The 16,285-nt window shown below is 42.2% G+C and carries 16 protein-coding genes and 1 pseudogene; 8 read left to right on the top strand and 9 right to left on the bottom strand.

Annotated features, from left to right (window positions below):
• Positions 1-772 precede the first annotated feature (772 nt).
• Positions 773-1,855: a tetratricopeptide repeat protein gene (locus AABK37_RS03340; RefSeq protein WP_432550188.1), complete on the bottom strand. Its 1,083-nt coding sequence runs from the start codon at positions 1,853-1,855 to the stop codon at positions 773-775.
• A gap of 94 nt (positions 1,856-1,949) precedes the next feature.
• Entirely contained in the window at positions 1,950-2,579 is a 630-nt protein-coding gene (locus AABK37_RS03345) for an RNA polymerase subunit sigma-70 (protein ID WP_089128634.1), read from the bottom strand.
• Positions 2,580-2,804: 225 nt separating this feature from the next.
• Here AABK37_RS03345 and AABK37_RS03350 point away from each other — a divergent pair, with 225 nt between their 5' ends.
• Positions 2,805-3,404: a glyoxalase-like domain protein gene (locus tag AABK37_RS03350; protein ID WP_039742408.1), complete on the top strand. Its 600-nt coding sequence runs from the start codon at positions 2,805-2,807 to the stop codon at positions 3,402-3,404.
• 128 nt (positions 3,405-3,532) lie between these two features.
• Positions 3,533-3,982, top strand: a pseudogene (locus tag AABK37_RS03355) (DUF29 domain-containing protein).
• An 86-nt stretch (positions 3,983-4,068) separates the two neighbouring features.
• Here the strand turns inward: AABK37_RS03355 and lysS are convergent.
• Both lysS and AABK37_RS03365 read right to left on the bottom strand, forming a co-directional pair.
• Positions 4,069-5,589 carry a lysine--tRNA ligase gene (lysS, locus tag AABK37_RS03360; RefSeq protein WP_432550189.1) on the bottom strand — a complete coding sequence of 507 codons (1,521 nt, stop codon included), beginning with the start codon at positions 5,587-5,589 and terminating at the stop codon, positions 4,069-4,071.
• 542 nt (positions 5,590-6,131) lie between these two features.
• Complete coding sequence (locus tag AABK37_RS03365) at positions 6,132-6,329, bottom strand: hypothetical protein (protein ID WP_432550190.1); 198 nt, start codon at positions 6,327-6,329, stop codon at positions 6,132-6,134.
• 164 nt (positions 6,330-6,493) lie between these two features.
• Between AABK37_RS03365 and AABK37_RS03370 the strand changes: the two genes are divergently transcribed.
• The gene (locus AABK37_RS03370) at positions 6,494-6,757 is read left to right on the top strand and encodes a hypothetical protein (RefSeq protein ID WP_432550191.1); all 264 of its coding nucleotides are present in this window, start codon (positions 6,494-6,496) and stop codon (positions 6,755-6,757) included.
• A gap of 106 nt (positions 6,758-6,863) precedes the next feature.
• Here the strand turns inward: AABK37_RS03370 and AABK37_RS03375 are convergent, their stop codons facing one another.
• The 3 genes from AABK37_RS03375 to AABK37_RS03385 all read right to left on the bottom strand — a co-directional run bounded on the left by AABK37_RS03375 (position 6,864) and on the right by AABK37_RS03385 (position 9,077).
• The gene (locus AABK37_RS03375) at positions 6,864-7,391 is read right to left on the bottom strand and encodes a hypothetical protein (protein ID WP_432550192.1); all 528 of its coding nucleotides are present in this window, start codon (positions 7,389-7,391) and stop codon (positions 6,864-6,866) included.
• Between the two features lie 88 nt (positions 7,392-7,479).
• Complete coding sequence (locus tag AABK37_RS03380; RefSeq protein ID WP_432550193.1) at positions 7,480-8,022, bottom strand: hypothetical protein; 543 nt, start codon at positions 8,020-8,022, stop codon at positions 7,480-7,482.
• Between the two features lie 92 nt (positions 8,023-8,114).
• The gene (locus AABK37_RS03385) at positions 8,115-9,077 is read right to left on the bottom strand and encodes a M48 family metallopeptidase (protein WP_432550268.1); all 963 of its coding nucleotides are present in this window, start codon (positions 9,075-9,077) and stop codon (positions 8,115-8,117) included.
• A 206-nt stretch (positions 9,078-9,283) separates the two neighbouring features.
• Between AABK37_RS03385 and AABK37_RS03390 the strand changes: the two genes are divergently transcribed.
• From AABK37_RS03390 to AABK37_RS03405, 4 genes are all read left to right on the top strand, one after another.
• Entirely contained in the window at positions 9,284-10,870 is a 1,587-nt protein-coding gene (locus tag AABK37_RS03390; RefSeq protein WP_432550194.1) for a helicase C-terminal domain-containing protein, read from the top strand.
• A 137-nt stretch (positions 10,871-11,007) separates the two neighbouring features.
• Positions 11,008-11,220, top strand: a complete 213-nt coding sequence (locus AABK37_RS03395) for a DUF2839 domain-containing protein (protein ID WP_432550195.1) — start codon at positions 11,008-11,010, stop codon at positions 11,218-11,220.
• Between the two features lie 845 nt (positions 11,221-12,065).
• Positions 12,066-12,410 (top strand): DUF1815 family protein, encoded by a 345-nt coding sequence (locus tag AABK37_RS03400; RefSeq protein WP_432550196.1) that lies wholly within the window; start codon positions 12,066-12,068, stop codon positions 12,408-12,410.
• A 46-nt stretch (positions 12,411-12,456) separates the two neighbouring features.
• Positions 12,457-12,648, top strand: a complete 192-nt coding sequence (locus AABK37_RS03405) for a hypothetical protein (protein WP_432550197.1) — start codon at positions 12,457-12,459, stop codon at positions 12,646-12,648.
• A gap of 221 nt (positions 12,649-12,869) precedes the next feature.
• Here AABK37_RS03405 and AABK37_RS03410 read toward each other — a convergent pair whose 3' ends face one another.
• Complete coding sequence (locus AABK37_RS03410) at positions 12,870-14,954, bottom strand: CHAT domain-containing protein (protein ID WP_432550198.1); 2,085 nt, start codon at positions 14,952-14,954, stop codon at positions 12,870-12,872.
• Positions 14,955-15,074: 120 nt separating this feature from the next.
• Here AABK37_RS03410 and AABK37_RS03415 point away from each other — a divergent pair, with 120 nt between their 5' ends.
• Positions 15,075-15,575 (top strand): acyl-CoA thioesterase, encoded by a 501-nt coding sequence (locus tag AABK37_RS03415; protein WP_432550199.1) that lies wholly within the window; start codon positions 15,075-15,077, stop codon positions 15,573-15,575.
• Between the two features lie 271 nt (positions 15,576-15,846).
• On the opposite strand, the gene AABK37_RS03420 is transcribed toward AABK37_RS03415, so the two are convergent.
• A complete protein-coding gene (locus tag AABK37_RS03420) occupies positions 15,847-16,044 on the bottom strand; it encodes a hypothetical protein (protein WP_432550200.1) in 198 nt (65 codons plus the stop codon).
• Between the last annotated feature and the right edge of the window lie 241 nt (positions 16,045-16,285).

The raw sequence follows: 16,285 nt of genomic DNA on the forward strand, positions 1-16,285 counted from the left end.
TCGCCCCAAGCAGGACAAAAATCAACGGCAAGTGTTGGTTGCTTTATGTCGGTTTGATTGACTAACATAAAGCAATCTTAATAACTGCTATTGGCAGCAGCTATACTCTGAACAGCTAATAACTGGATTTATCTTAGAATGGCTGAAATCGTTGACTGATAATATTTTTAATTATCAAAAAGTCAAGCTCTAAGACGTTCTTATTTTATATAGGCGCAAGCAAAATTAATTTATGCACCTCTAAGTATACTTTTGCAGAAATTGACCCATAAATTAAGCTCCTGGACTGACCTATCAAAAAATTGCAACTGTCGGTTTAAGCAGCCAAACGGAGAATCCGATCTAACTCACCTGAGTGTGGCAGCAAGTCCGATCAACGCAGAGGACTCTTGGGAAAGTACTTGAGCGATCGCTTTCATGTTGTAGTCCTTTAGGTGGGAAAAACTGAAGACAGTCCTTTGAAATCACCCGTAATAAAAAAGAATCCCTGGTCTGACCACGCAAAACCTGTCCCTCTGGGAGTCAACAGAGAGACAGACTTGAACGGACGTTCAAGGCAGGGAAGAGGTTAATTCGGGAATTATGGTTAATTAGCGCTCCCATGATAGAATTTGTTCTTGCGGTCAAATAATCTGTCGCTCTACACTTTCAGACCTTCAGACTGAAGTCTGAGGCTATACGAACAAAGCCCACCTGCGTGTTCCTTTAAACACGAAGTCCGCGTAGGCGGACTTTGTTTGTTTAGCCGCGACTTTAGTCGTCGGGTAATAAGTTATCGATGGACTTTTGACAGTTTTAGCATTTGCGTCAGTCTATCAAGCAATAAAACTTCGCGCTTGCTATCTTCTAATGTCCGCGCTAGGATAATTGCTCTTTCATAAAAATTGCGGGCGGTGGGATAGTTACCTAGTTGCTCGTACAATAAAGCATAAGACTCAAAAGATTTTAATTTCTCTGCTAAATTTTCTGATTCTGTAGCTAGTGCTAAACGCTGTTCTAGTAAGTCGAAAGCGCGTTCATATCTTCCCACAGAACGGTGAGCTGTAACTAAACCGTCAATTGCTCGTAATTCGTTGGTGCGATCGCGTGTAACTTTTGCGATTCGCAGTGCCGAACCATATGTACCAATGGTATCTTGATAATTGCTGGCGGCTAGGTAAGCATCGCCTAAATTATTCAAGGTATTTGCCTCGGCGATCGCATCTGGTGTTCGACGCCGGAAAATTAAAGCAGTTTCCAACAGCTTAATTGCTTTGTTATAATCTCCTAGCTTGAGTGTCGCCAAACCTAAATTATTCAAAGACAGTCCTTGTCCTTCAATATTTTTGACATCGCTAGCAATTGTAACTGCTTCTGTAAAAGTTTCAGCCGCTGCGGTGAATTCTCCTTTTTGCAGCAGTAACGTACCGATGTTATTTAGTCCAAAAATCTGTCCTTGAAAGTCTTGAGTATCGCGAGCGATCGCTAATCTTCGACGCATTGGATCTTCAGCTTCTTTTAATCGATTCAGCTGCACGTAACCTCTACCAATTAAATCGTAAACTAAACCTTGCGCCTTCAAGTCGCCAATCAAATGATAAATATCCAATGCTTGCAACCAAGACTCAATTGCTTTATCGGATTTTCCTGAGGCTAATTGTTGTTCACCTTGACGCACCAACATATCAGCCTCGTCTCTTGATTCTCGCACCACTGAATGATTTAATGGGCGGTGGAGTTGTTGGGTAATATCTACCGCACCCGCTGCGATCGGATTCAGCAAAACTGCAAACAGTAAATACGAGACAGCACAAAATTGAGATTTTGGCAATAGTTTTCCAGAAAAATTACTGAAAAATAAATGTTTTTGTTTCATAAAAATAACCGTAATTTTACGGTTGAAAATAAAATAGTTAGTAACCAAATTACTGTTTATTTGAGAACAGACATGATAAGAGTTAATACTTAAGTTAGGATTGCGGTAAATCTTCACCCAAGTAGATGGCGCGGACATCCGCAGGTAATTTGTCCTCTAGCATAAGATAGCCTTCCTGGAGAAAATTGGCTACTTCTGCTGGAGCGATCGCTTCACCTTCAGCTTGCAGGTAAGCAGCAATGCGAGTTTCGCTCCAGTGAAAGGTTTGAGCCATTAAAACCATCAATCGCAAAACTGGAGGCATTTGTTCCAAAGCTTGTTCGATATAACACCATAAAGGTGGTGAAGTTGCTTGCAGAGAATAATGAATTGCTTCTGTGGGTGGTAATTCGAGATCGTTGATACAAAAAGCCGTCATATTGATTAGCCAATTTTGCAAAGTTAAAGTTTCTTTGCTTGATTCAGCGTCACTTAAATCAAGTCCACCAAGTTCGTAGTATATGTGTCGCCAAGTGAGGGCAAACAGATAATCTGCTTGCACAGGCGATCGCGCTGAATGGCGAATCAACGTGTACACTATCGGGCTATAACGGCAAAACATCGCCGTAAAGTATTTTCCAGCTTCCGGATGGGACTGAAATAAATCCAAAAGTTCCTGATCGCTGTGATGAAACAGCGATTTAACTAGTGGGTGATTAGCTTCGGGGAAATGTGGTATTTGCACAATCCAAATGAATGTATGTTGTTAGAATGAATGTTATTAGAAATGAATATTTCCTGGTCTACACTTAAATTTTTCATAAAGTGTCCTCCAGCTAATCGCGATCGTGTCTGTTTGTGAGTAACATCAAGACTAGTTCGTTATTGATACACTAGAAATACGGACTTTATTTTAGTCTGTACCCTTGAATAATAAAAGCTATTCCTCAATAAAATCCTAGATGTGTTCATGGTTATAGCAGTTAGTGTGACACCGTTGTTGATTCAACCTTATACTTTAGGCTCATTTTTGCCTTCCCTGCCGTTAGATAGCTTATTTTCCACCCAAGGTATTATGGTGATGCTGCTAGCAGCTTACGCCGGTGCCATGTGGATGTTCCTTACCAGTGCGCCAAAAGTACACACCGTTATGGTGTCAGATTTGGAAATTGCCCGCCAGTTGTATGAAGGGCTGCTAGATTTGCCAGCAGCAGAAGTACCTTTGCACTACTACTACAACTACGAGCAAAGTATAGGCGCCGCCGGAATCGATCCGCTTTACATGTCAGCTAGCCCGACATTTTCCGGCAGCAGAATGATGAATAATGCTAGCGAAGGGCTTTGGTATCAATTAAAGAAAAACACCCAGTTACACGTCATTACTGGAGCTAGTTTAGGCAGCAAAAGTCAGCAACGTCACGTTTGCTTCGATCGTGATTGCCTGGATATGATTTTAATGCGTGTGGAAATGCGCGGCTTGAAGTTCAAGATTCGCAATCGCAAGCCTTTGAATTTTTTGGTTAAGGATTATGAAGGGCGCGTGATTGAATTGGCGGAAGTGGCGAATTAGTTATTGGTTATTGGTCATTGGTCATTGGTCATTGGTCATAGTTAATTAATTTCTTGATTGGGTTTACTACGACCAGACCCAATCATAATTTTTTTTGATGCGCGGGCGAAAAATTAAGCTTACAAAGGATGTACAAATCTCACCTATATAAAACAGATTTCTATGCTTGGACTCAAGAACAGGTGAGGTTGCTGACAACTCAACAGTGGGATCAATTAGACACGATCAACCTGATTGAAGAAATTGAAACTTTGGGTAGAAAAGAACGGCAATAACTGAGAAATCGGCTGGGAATCTTGCTGGGACATTTATTAAAATGGCAGTTTCAAGCTGATAAACGTAGCAATAGTTGGTTAGGTACAATTCGAGAGCAACGTATTCAAATTAAGTTGCTTTTGTCAGATAGCCCTAGTTTGAAAGCTTACTTAGAGGAAGTTTTTCTCACTGCTTATGAATTAGGTTTAGCTTTGGCGATTCGAGAGATGCAATTAGGTGAACAGGTTTTTCCAGAAATATGTCCTTACACTTGGGAGCAAGCGCTGAATTCGGAATTTTTACCAGAATCGAATCAAATTTAGAACTTATTAGGAATGAGCGCAAAATCATCGATTGTAGTTCTGTAGGGTGCGTTACGGCTGATGCCTAACGCATCCTACAGCTACAGCTAAGTCGTTGATTCGGGTTCTGATTTTTCTGGCTTGAGTAACGGAAAAGCGATCGCATCCCGAATACTCGCACAATCAGTTAACAACATTACCAACCTATCAATTCCAATACCTAACCCACCCGTCGGCGGCATCCCGTATTCCAACGCAGTCAGAAAGTCTTCGTCTACACCTTGCGCTTCTAAGTCACCAGCGGCTTTGCGTGCAGCTTGTTGTTCTAGGCGATCGCGTTGTTCAATCGGATCGGTTAATTCTGAGAAGCTATTAGCTGTCTCTCTCCCGACGATAAATAACTCAAATCGCTCTACCAAACCAACTTTAGAACGATGCGGTTTGGCTAATGGCGAAATTTCTACCGGGTAATCAACCACAAAGGTAGGCTGAATTAACTTTTCTTCAACCTTTTGCTCAAAAGCTTCATTTAAAAGTTTGCCAATTGATGAGCAATCTTCTATACCTTCAAGCCCAGCGTTTTTACTTGCTGCTTTCGCTTCTTCTAAAGTTTGGAAAGCGTTAAAATCCAAACTCGTATATTCCTTAACTAAATCGTGCATTGTTACCCGACGCCAAGGAGGAGTCAAATCAATTGCCGTATCTTGATAAGTAATTTGCAGCGTACCGAGAACTTCTTGGGCGACAGTGGTAATAATTCCCTCTGTCAGCGCCATCATGTCGTTGTAATCGGCGTAAGCTTGGTAAACTTCAATTGAGGTAAATTCAGGATTGTGGCGGGTAGAAACTCCCTCATTACGGAAAATCCGCCCTAATTCAAACACCTTTTCAAAACCACCGACAATCAACCGCTTGAGATGCAATTCTGTGGCAATTCGCAGATACAATTCCATTTCCAGCGTGTTGTGATAAGTGACGAAAGGACGCGCATCGGCACCGCCGGCTTCACTTAGCAACACTGGCGTTTCAATTTCCAGAAAATCCCGTTGTTCTAGGTAGCGGCGAATACCAGCAGTAATTTGGGCGCGACGGCGGAAAGTTTGCCGCACTTCCGGGTTCACAATCAAATCAAGATATCGCTGACGGTAGCGCTTGGCAACATCCGTTAACCCATGCTGTTTATCAGGCAAGGGTAACAGAGATTTGGTCAAAATAGTGTATTGTTTGACGTAAACAGATAACTCGCCCTTTTCAGTTCGTTTGATAGTGCCTTTAACGCCCAAGATGTCGCCGATATCTGTGAGTTTATCGAGTTGTTTGAAAGCATTGTCAACAATATCTGCCATGCCTTCTTCAATGCGTTTTTTCTCTAGATAAAGCTGAATTGTGCCAGTTTCATCTTGCAAGGTGACGAAGGCAAGTTTACCCATAAAGCGACGTAACTTGATGCGTCCGGCGATCGCCACTTCTAAATCGACTTCTTCACCGTTGGGTAAATCCGCATATTTTTCTTGCAATTCAGCCGCATTATGGGTAGATTCCCAACGATAGGCGTAGGGATTCATACCTAGCTGCTTTAGCTGTTCTACTTTTTCTAGCCGCGTGGCACGAATATCTTCTTCAGACATGGTTAACGAACTTTCATAAGAATACACAGGATGCGGGAAACTCAGCTTTTCAAAGCTGAGAGGGAAGCGGCACGAACAGTTTGACAAGCTTACTGACCACGATTTTAATCGCCGTGGATATGAGTGAAACCATTACCGCCTTGGGGCTACTCTGTTTGGTGTGCTGTTGTACTGCACTTTCAACGGGACAATTACCGTTTCAAACTTTTCACCCTGTACGCATAATGTTTGCACACGATGTGCCTCCCTTTCGGGGTGATGTTAGCTTCTCCCAAGGGGAGACGCTGCGCGAACGACCAGTTATAAGAGCTTGTTGGGCTTGCAACACTGTTCCAGTGACCTTAGAACTGTTTAATCACAAGCGACAGGGCGCGGAACTAGCTTCGCATTCCGAGGTGTCGTGACTCAAATAACGGCTACTCGTTTTACCGAGTGGTCTGGTCAGTACGGCTTGCTTGATTTCTCTTACAAGCCCAGTCCCTTCAGGGCTGGGTTACTGACAGGGCAAGATTAATTATAGATGCTGTCATGAAGTGGGGCGATTATCCGCAATCTTCACACTCAGATTTTACATCGCCATCAAATACCACCAAAAATTTACCGTCGGGAATTAAGCGCCGAATAACATGTAAATAACCATCGGCATTTGATTGTGTGCGGAAACGAGCCACAACAACTCGTTGCATATCAGAAAGCGATCGCACGACTAACCACCTATTGAGGTCATCTCGATAGGTCATAATAGATAAGTCTCCATTGAGTTTGGAGCAACAGCCAGTGCCGAACTTTCCACGGGACGCACTGGCTTTTTGCTGTAATCAAATCTTATCAGAAAAATATAAAAACTTCTAAATCTTTTATTCTATCAAACTTTAAAAGATTTTGAAACAGATATGAAACAAAAATGCGCCAAAACTGTTTCAAAATTGATTCATTAAATGAACACGATGATGACTGGCTGACCGTTTGGGCTTGGTTAAACGATTGCAGCAAGTCAGCTCAAGGTGCTTCAGTAATAAGTTTTGGGATTAGAGAAAGAAAACCTGAAATTGAAAGAATGCTGGAATATATGGCGAAAAAGCGGGGGATGACTGCCGACGATCTGTTCAAAAGCATCCTAGATGGAACTGCTGACAACAGTGGTGATGAGCCAAGTAGCGAGGAATGATGGGGGTCGAATTGACGCTTCAGATCCCTGACTTCTCGCTCGAAGTCGGGGCAAATCGTTTTTCAATGCTATTAAGTGGGCTGCTGCCTCTCACATTTAATCACTTTCAAACATCAACAAAACTGCGTAAAATACCTAAAAGTTTCCCAATATCTTGAATAAAATACTCATCTAAATCAACTTCAATTCTTTCTTCAATTAATCTCATAAATTTCCAAACGCTGCCTGTGGTGACAATGCCATAAATAATTTCAATTTTATTTTCTTTACGTTGATTAAATAATTTTGCGGCAATCATTTCGGCGATACATTGCCCTAATCCAGATTGAATATTATCGTTTTTGGCTTCAACGATAGTAACTACAGGCGCTTGAATAAATAGCTGTTCTGGAGATAAACTTATTAGAAAATCACAAAAACCACTTAAACCTTGTTCTGGAGCAACGTTAAATTCTTTACCAGAAAATAGACTAATCCGATTTGCTAGTTGTTTTTTAAGTTCAAAAAGAATCGGAGCGATAATAAATTCCGAACGCGCTTTTTCTGTACCAATTGCAACTGCTAAAGGAATATATTCTTTGATAATTTGCGCTAAAAGTGTGCTATACTCCACTGCTGGAACATCAGTAAACATGCCAATTCTCTCGGAAATAGTAAATCCAAACGTTTCCGATATGACATCGATAGTAAATTGGCTGTACGGCATTACAAAAATTAGTTATTTAATTGTACAAAAAGCGTGCTGAAATAGCTTTCATTTTCAACTTACTAATTTGCACGATCGCTTTCAACATCTCTTGCTGATCTGGTTGCAAGTCAAGTGACTCTAACGCTTGATTGAGGCTATTACCTGCGTGTAGACTTTTGGCGAGTTTGGCACGTTGGGATGAGTCTAACATAGCCTGAATATCTCTATTTCTACGCTGACGCACAGCTTGAAGTTGTTGCCGATGTTGAGGAGTCAGGTTAGTTTCAGATGATGAATTGGGGGCTTGAGAAGTATTTGCACTATTACTAAAATCAAGTTTAGTTGGTGCTGCCGAGGCAATGAAGGGCAACAATAAGACAATAGCAAGAATACTAGCTAACACAAACACCCGTTTTATCCAGTTAATAGCCATACTAAGCAATGCGTAAATTCTCCCACCTACAAGCAAATGATAAACTGTCAGGCATTTAATTTTCTCATTTGGGAATGGGGGAGTGGAGGAGTGGGGGAGTGGGGGAGGGGGGGATGGGGGAGACAAGGGAGAGGGGGGAGACAAGGGAGAAGAAAATTCATCTTGTCCTCCTTGTCCCCCTTGTCCCCCTTGTCCCCTTGTCTCCCTGTCCCCCTGTCTCCCTGTCTCCCTAATCCCTAGTCCCTTTTTTTCATTTTGTTAATTTCTCGTTGCAATTCTTCAATTTTCCGGCGTAAATTTTCTGCTTCTTGATTTTGCGGTGTTTGTGCCCCTACATTGACAGCACCCTCAGCGGGCGATCGCATATAATTTCCTTTCTTTATTTGCTGATACTCTTCTGATACTGCCCACTCACGTAGATAGTGCAAGCGCTCTACGGGGAAAGGATGACTGAGCATCTCGCCTTGTGCGCCGTTATACATTAAAAATTTATACACTTGATTAAGCACATCTTCATCAGCCTGATAATTTTCTGACTGACGGATAAACTCTTGTAAACTGCATTCGTGGGCATATTTGCTGCTACCGCCAGCTACTTTCATCATCGAAGACATGACCGTATTTAAATCATCCATCACCAACAGCGCGGCGCGATCAGCAGATAGCTCGGCTTTGCGCCGCCATTCAAAAAAGGCATAAATCAAAGCTGGTGTAACAAAATTGCTCACACCAAAAGTCCACCTACCTAAGGCATTAGCGGCACTCATCGCCCACATCGCCATTTGAATTAAAATAGTATGACCACATTTAATATGCCCCAGTTCATGGGCTAGCACCGCCCGAATCTCGGCTTCGTTCAGTAAGTCTAGAATCCCTGTGTTTATGACTATGTAAGGATGCTCTTGCCCTAAAGCATAACTATTTGCTTGGGCATTTTGTGAGACAAACAGTGCAGGTTCACAGATTATGTCCAAATCTCGCACGGATTCCCGAAACATCTGGTAAATAGTGGAATATTGACGCGGCCCGACTTGGATGGTGTTGCCCATTAGATAGACTAACTGAGGGCGTTCGTAGACAAATTCCACAAATTTACGAGCAATCAAATCAAATCCGGGTAAATTTCGTAAAGCTTCCTCGGCTTGGCGATCCAGTGGATGCCTGAAGGCTTCGCTGGAAATTCCTGTGTATGTAGGCATAATGAACACCGAAATTGGTAATTGGGCATTGGGCATTGGGCAAGCGGGCATTGGGCATTGGGAAAAAGGTAATTGGGAACGCGGTAATTGGTCATTACCCATTACCGATTACCCATTCCCCATTCCCCATTCCCCATTACCCAATAACAACATGATAGAAGTGGGGCTTTGTAGGTAAAAATTACTTTGTATGGGGATAAAAGCGCGTGATTGAGGCAGAAGTTCATTTGTCACTACATAACTTTTTGCGATCGCAGGCGGGTTTCCCTTCCTGGCCCCATCATTTGACGATGGCAAGGTTGGTAGCACGCGCCTTGCGTACCGGACGTAGCGCTTTAATTCAAGTCGGGGCGGTTTGCGGTTATCAAGGACGATATCGCACTAGTTTTGTAGCATCCGCATTAATGTGGCATGGTTCTGTAATTATTGTTGCCCCGGAATTGGTACAACAACGCCTTGTAAAAGTGGAAATTCCCCGACTACAGCAATGGCTGCAAGTCGGCAAACCGATTAGAACCGGTGACGCTTTCCCAAAAGATGGGTTCCAAGGATTGTTTCTCACTTCCCCTGAAGCTTGGTTAAAAGCGCAACTGACTTTTACAGACGATTTTCCGGCAGGTATTCCCACAATTATTGATGGCGTGGACGATCTGGAAGATTGGGTGCGTCATCAACTCAAAAGAGAAATTCAACCCCATGATTGGGATCAATTGATGCTAGCTTGTCCATATCAAGCCGAACTCATTCGCGAGGTAAGGGTACAACTGACACGGGAACTGTTCCAGCATCCGGCTAATCCTTACGAATGTTATCTGATTTCTCAGCCGGAAACAGAAATTCTCAGCCGTCTTTATTCGGCTTTAGATCCAGCTACGCTCCCCGATGTGTGGAAACACTTCGCTCAGGCATTTCAAAACATTGATGAAAATTCGGGTACGGGCGGGGTAACGGGCGGGGGTACGGGCGGGGGAACCCCGCCCGTACTCCTCTGGGCGACTATTGCCCGTCGCCAAGGTTTATTTTCTTTACATTACGCGCCAATTGAAGTAGGAAAAATTCTCTCGCCCATATGGAGTCGGCAACCTGTGGTGTTGATTGGTAGCGCTTTAGAACCGGAAACTGAAGCTTCTATTTTTAAAGCGCGTTTGGGGTTGGATGATTTAACTTGCTTGAAGTTTTCTTCTGATAGCCAAACAGAAGCGATTCAATTATATTTGCCGCATAAGTTACCTCTACCGAATACGCCGGAATTTCAATCAGCTTTTATTCACAAAGTCCGGACGCTGCTTTGTTTAAGTGCAACTGCGCCAGGATTGACAGTCATTCTGGTGGGGGATGTGCCATTAAAGGCTCGAGTCGGGGCAATTTTAGCATCTGAGTTTGGTTCGCGGGTGCAGGTAGAAAAAACCTGTTTGGATGAAAATGGTATTTTGGTCAGTGGTTGGGAATTTTGGCGATCGCATCAAGGTGTGTTGCCTTCACCGAAGCTTTTAATTATTGCGACTTTGCCTTTGCCATCTTTAGAAAATCCGTTGGTCGCTGGCAGGGTTGATTATTATAAGCGATCGCATCAAGATTGGTTTCGTTTATATTTATTGCCTGCTGCTTTGAATGAATTGCAACGGGCGATCGCTCCTGTGCGAGAAAGTCAAGGCATTGTTGCTTTACTTGACACTCGTGTGGTAAATCGTAGCTACGGTACTCAAGTTTTGGCTGCCCTTAGTCCCCTAGCACGTATTAACTATCTCGATCCCAGTTTGTTTTCTACAGAAGATGAGGAAAATTCTACATAATCTTCTTGGCTATTTACGTTTTGTCAAGCACAAGCGATCGCCTCAATCGCAATCAAGTTATCATCGGGACTGGGGACTAGGAATTTAAAACAACTGTAGTCACAGCGTAAAAATTTTGTAACTTTGAATTACTGATTATGGGTGAAGCAAAGCGTCGTAAAACTGCTCTGGGAGAAAAATACGGTCAAGAAGCTCGCATCTTACCGTGGGTTCCCATTACCAAAAGTCAATCCGAAAAATTTGTCCAATGGACTACTAAAGGTGCCTGGATTGGCATTATCCTTACAGTTATTGCCTGGATAACAATCCGTTTTATTGGTCCTGCTTTCGGTTGGTGGCAAGTCGTCTAAAGAAGAGTGCGCGGATAATTTTTACATAAAAGACAGCGATTAACAATCAAGCTGTCTTTTATCTTTTATTGTGTAAGTCTGATAAAAATAAAAATTTTTGTATCTAATACTACTGTTTACTCAAATCAGTAACAAAAGTTTTTGTATTTTATGCAACTGTTTATGAAAATATGAAGAAAAGGCTGAAAAACCTGCCTAAATGGCAACATGGCGTTTTTGAGTTGACTTATTCTCAGTAATAAGACCACAGGTTTTGGGTTTTAGATTAGACTTCTATTAAACTGACCGATAGGTCTTACCTTGATTGCGGATGGTAAAAATCGAGAACTATAGATTCAGCCCGACCTGAAACCGACAATTTACCAGATTATCTGCCAAGCTAGACGTATACAAAGCGCGATCGCTTTTTCCTGATTCTGACACAGTACAACCTAACCAGGTTATCAAAAGTTAATCAGAAGACGTAACAAGGCGTGAGAGCTTGTGCCAATCCAAAATCTGGCTGTAAATTCGCGAAAAAGATATGATATGTATCTTTTGCGTGGTTGACTTGTTCCAAATTTGCGCTACTCTTAAAGCGGATTGCTTTCCGCAAGCATCTACTTTGACACAGGAGTATAAGGGTAAGATTAAGTTTCTCTATTCTGTCCGAAATTTTGGATCTGCAAACTGAATATTTTGATACGTAACGCCAACGAGTTATGCACTACCCTTAGCAAGGTAGCCACTCAACGACTCAACATCCATCTGGAAATTGTAATGAATAGTTTACAATACCAGTTGATGAAGAAATCTAAAGAAAATATAAATTTCAATCAAATGATAGTGGTGTTTGGAGGAAAAACGTGTTTCTAAGACTAGCGCAACAACATCGGCAATTCGTTCAAGACTTGGTAATGAGCCTGCAAGCCTTGGCAACTGTACTTGAGCGACGTGGATATCTGGCATCTTGCTACACCTGTGGCGACCAGATGAATAGTGCTTCATTTATGGTTAGTTTGGGTGACAATCATCTGATTCGCTTTTTGGTATCTGATTACGGGATCACTTGGACGGAGATGCGGGACGATCGCGAATTAATGAAGTTGGAAGGTGCAGAAGCAATCAACCAACTACAGGAACTTGCCAATATTGTCAAGCAACCTACGCCAACTTCTACAGGTAACAAAACTCTAGCCAAGAAGTGTTAAAAATCTCTGTGTCTAATGGGGTATTTAAAAAACCTCCCAAAGGTAGATGTCAATTTGGGAATTACTAAGAGGTAATTGGCAATTGGTGAGCAGTCGAATGGGCGGCTCTGCACTTAACAAAGGCAACGGGAAAATCCCAACGCGGCTATTGTTCAAGTCGGGAAACCCTGACTGTGCAACTGGCTGGCTCGATTTGAAAAAACTGCGATCGCGCTATTGGTATTTGTGGCTTACATGATCGCCTTTTACCTACACCCCATTATCACCAAAGTTATTGGCTGCCTTGTCTGGCTTCCGCTTCTGCATAAAATCACAAATCAAAACTTAATAAAAGCATTCTTTTTGTCGCTTCTATCAGAATGCGTTTATTTTAAGCTGAGACAAAATTGTCAATCTCTCCTCAGAAACAATTTGTAAAATTGACATTTGATTCTTAAGTAGGTTTGCTGCGGTTGCATATTATAAGCCATTACCAATCAAAATGAAAGAAGCCCAATAGTAAGGATGATTGAGGCTAGCGTCAACGGCAGGGGATATATTGTTACTACCGTTTTGCTGTTTACTTGTAGGCGATTTTCCGGTAATTAAAGCAATTTGTGCTTGTCTTAAAGCTTCAGATTTTGCCAGCTTACTCGAAGTGAGCAAAGTATAAAAAGCAGTCATCAAAGTTTCTGTACCGCCATCATCGACAGCCCATAATGAAGCGATCGCTGCCCTAGCGCCGGTTTTTTGCATTTGATAGCCAAAGCCTAAAATCTCTTCACCGCTGCCTAAAAAGCCTCCCAAGCCAGTTTCGCAGGCACTTAATACTACCAATTCCACACGGGGTAATGACCAATTAGCGACATCTCGCAAGTTAACGCGATCGCCATTTCCAAATAAAATAAAAGAGTTTTCCGGTCTACCCGTCACAAACGCAGCATGAGTAGCAAAATGGACAACTGTATAGTCGTCCAATTGTGGCACAGTAGCAGCAGGGCTGAAAGCAGCATCTAAAATTGTCTTGGTTCCGGGGACAGTGGTTGCCAAGCTTTGCACTTCCTGCGCTGCAAAGGGCAAACCGGAAAAGGCAACCTTTCGATTACCAATTCTAACTTCATAATTACCTTTCGTAAAAGCAGCAGCTAAAACCCGCAATTTAGATTCGGGTTGGGTGTTGAAATTAGTTAAGCTGGCAGCGGTGATGTGATTGATACTGTAGCGCTGCACTAGCCATTGTGTACCATCATATAAAGCCGCTAGAGGAACGTAGCGCAACTGTTCATCTGGTGCATAAATTATAGTTTGTGTACCAGCTTGCTTCAAGTCGTTTTCTATCGGTTTAATTAACCAGTTATACAACTGACGTCCAGGTTTTTTGGCATTTTGACTGGGAGTTTGTAAAGCTTGACGGAAAGCTGATATTGTTTGGTTGAGGTTTTCGCGTTTGACAGCTACGGTACGATGAATCGGCGGGGAATCAGGAGTTACCAGTACCAATTCCAAGCTATCTGGTAAAACTAATGGATAGACGAGGACGGATTTTTTGGGTAATTGCGCCAAATTATCGCGAATTTCGTTAAGACTCTCCAAATCTAAATTTTGCCTTCTGGCGGTGCGGTTAATTTGTTCTACTTGGGATCTTACCTGAGGACTATTGATAAAATCGTTGAATCGATCCAACAGTTGTTGTTGATTTGTTACCAGTTGGGCGATACGTTGTTTTTGTTGAGGCGATCGCTTTTCCGGAGAAATCTGACGTAATTTTGTCAGTTCTTTACCCAAAACAACAGCATTATCCAGAGTTTGATCCAACTTTTGTTTGGTTGGTTTTTCTGATGGGGATATTTCAATGCCTTTGGCAGTGCGTTGATTTCCAGGTACATTCAGGAGATATTGTTGTAGTTCTTCGACTTTGAGTAAATCCATAGCCCGCTGCGCTTGGGAAATGCGTCCCTGCGCTTGCAGTAATCTTTCAGCCAAAGTCCGATATGTTTGGGCAACAGTTATGCTGTAAGCATCCGGATCTACTTCTAGCGCTGCTGGTACAAGACGTGCGAGCTCGCGGTTGATGAGACAATGCTTGTAGAAAAAAACTGCTAAATCTGGTCTATTTTGAATATCGAAAAGATTACCGATGTTGCTGTAGGTTTTGCCAAGTTGAACGCGATCGCTTAATTCTTTGTTAATGAATAAAGCTTGCTGATAAGATTTAAGTGCTTGTGAATACTGACCTTGCTTTTGGTACACTCTGCCAATATTGTTCAGCGTCACCGCTTCCCACCAGCGTTCTCCAGTGTCTGTAGTCAGTAATAGCGCTTTCTGCAATGTTTGCAATGCTTGTTCAGAGCGATTTGCACGTAATAGTTTAATCGCCTCTGCGTTTAGCCGCTTAACTTCTGATTGGCTATTTTTCTCAGGTAATGCCTGAGCCAAATTTCGGTAATTATATTCTTTTATAGTATTTAAATTGACTGACTTATTTGCTGATAATGTCGTCCCACAACCTGGGAAAAGAAGTAAACTAGCAATAGCAAAACTGAAGTAATAAAAATGAGGACGCATAATAAAACCCTCACCTTATTTGGTGAGTGTTAATTTGAAACCACTAAATTGTACAAGGCAACTAATTTTTTTACCATTATATTGGTAAAAAATCTCTAATTTCTGCTAAGAAAAGTTAAAATGTCTGAAGAAAAATCAAATCAACCACAATTATCGCCAACAAGTGCCATTGACACTCCAACCCTGAGGGCATTTGAGAATTGGTTTGAATATCTTATCAGAGCGCAACCGCACCATACTGATTATGCAGGTGTTGTCTGGCACGGTTCTTATATTGCCTGGATGGAAGAAGCAAGAATAGAATGCTTGCGATCTATAGGCATTGAATTTGCTGATTTAGTTGCTTTAGGATGTGATTTACCAGTTGTAGATTTGTCGTTGCGCTATCATCGGGCAATTCGCTTAGGTATGACAGCAGTCGTCAGAACGCGCATGAGTGAGGTAAGTGGTGTGCATATTAATTGGGATTATGCGATTGAATCACCAGATAGGCAAGAGTTATACGTTACTGCCAAGGTGACATTAGTCGCGGTGGACAAAGAAAGAGGTAAAGTTATGCTTCAGTTGCCTACAACTGTTCAAGATGCATTAGCGCGGCTTGGGGGATCGAGGAATAATTGATTGGTTGTTGGTGGTTAGTTGTTGGTGGTTAGTTGTTGGTGGTTAGTTGTTGGTGGTTAGTTGTTGGTGGTTAGTTGTTGGTTGTTAGTTGTTGGTGGTTAGTTGTTGGGGGAATATCGCAAATTTATCGCCGCCGACACCCTAGAAGGGTGCAACTATACAAGCAAAGGCTGCGAAGGCAGCCTTATCATCTTAGGCTGCGAAGGTAGCCTTCGTTCGTATAGCCCCAGGCTTACAGCCTGCGGGCATCTGCGGGGGTATTATTTTACCGTTATTTACCGCCATGTATTTGCGATAGTGTTTGAGGCAAGTGAATTATTTGATTCCAAATATCTTGAGGAGTAATGCCATAACTTATTTGTAATAAAACAACGATCGCCGCAATTGTCATTGCACTGCTGACGGTCGTTTTTACTATCTTCACTAATATTGTAAATACTACCCACGCTACAATTAAAGCAACTAACATATTATTAATTCCTTAATAATCACCCTTGAAAAAAGTCTTGTGTTGAGAATAAAATTTTACATTTAGTAACAATTATTGCGCCCATCGCTCTTTCACCCAAGTTTAGAAACCCGGTTTCTCCAAGAAACGGGGTTTCTGGGGCGATGTGAATTTTCACAAATCATATAGGATTGTTATATAATCGAGCTTTTTATACTTGGGCATTTTTTGTGTAATTGTCCTGCGCTCAATATACCGGAAA

The sequence above is a fragment of the Tolypothrix sp. VBCCA 56010 genome (genome assembly GCF_050875635.1).
Taxonomy (GTDB): Bacteria; Cyanobacteriota; Cyanobacteriia; order Cyanobacteriales; family Nostocaceae; genus Hassallia.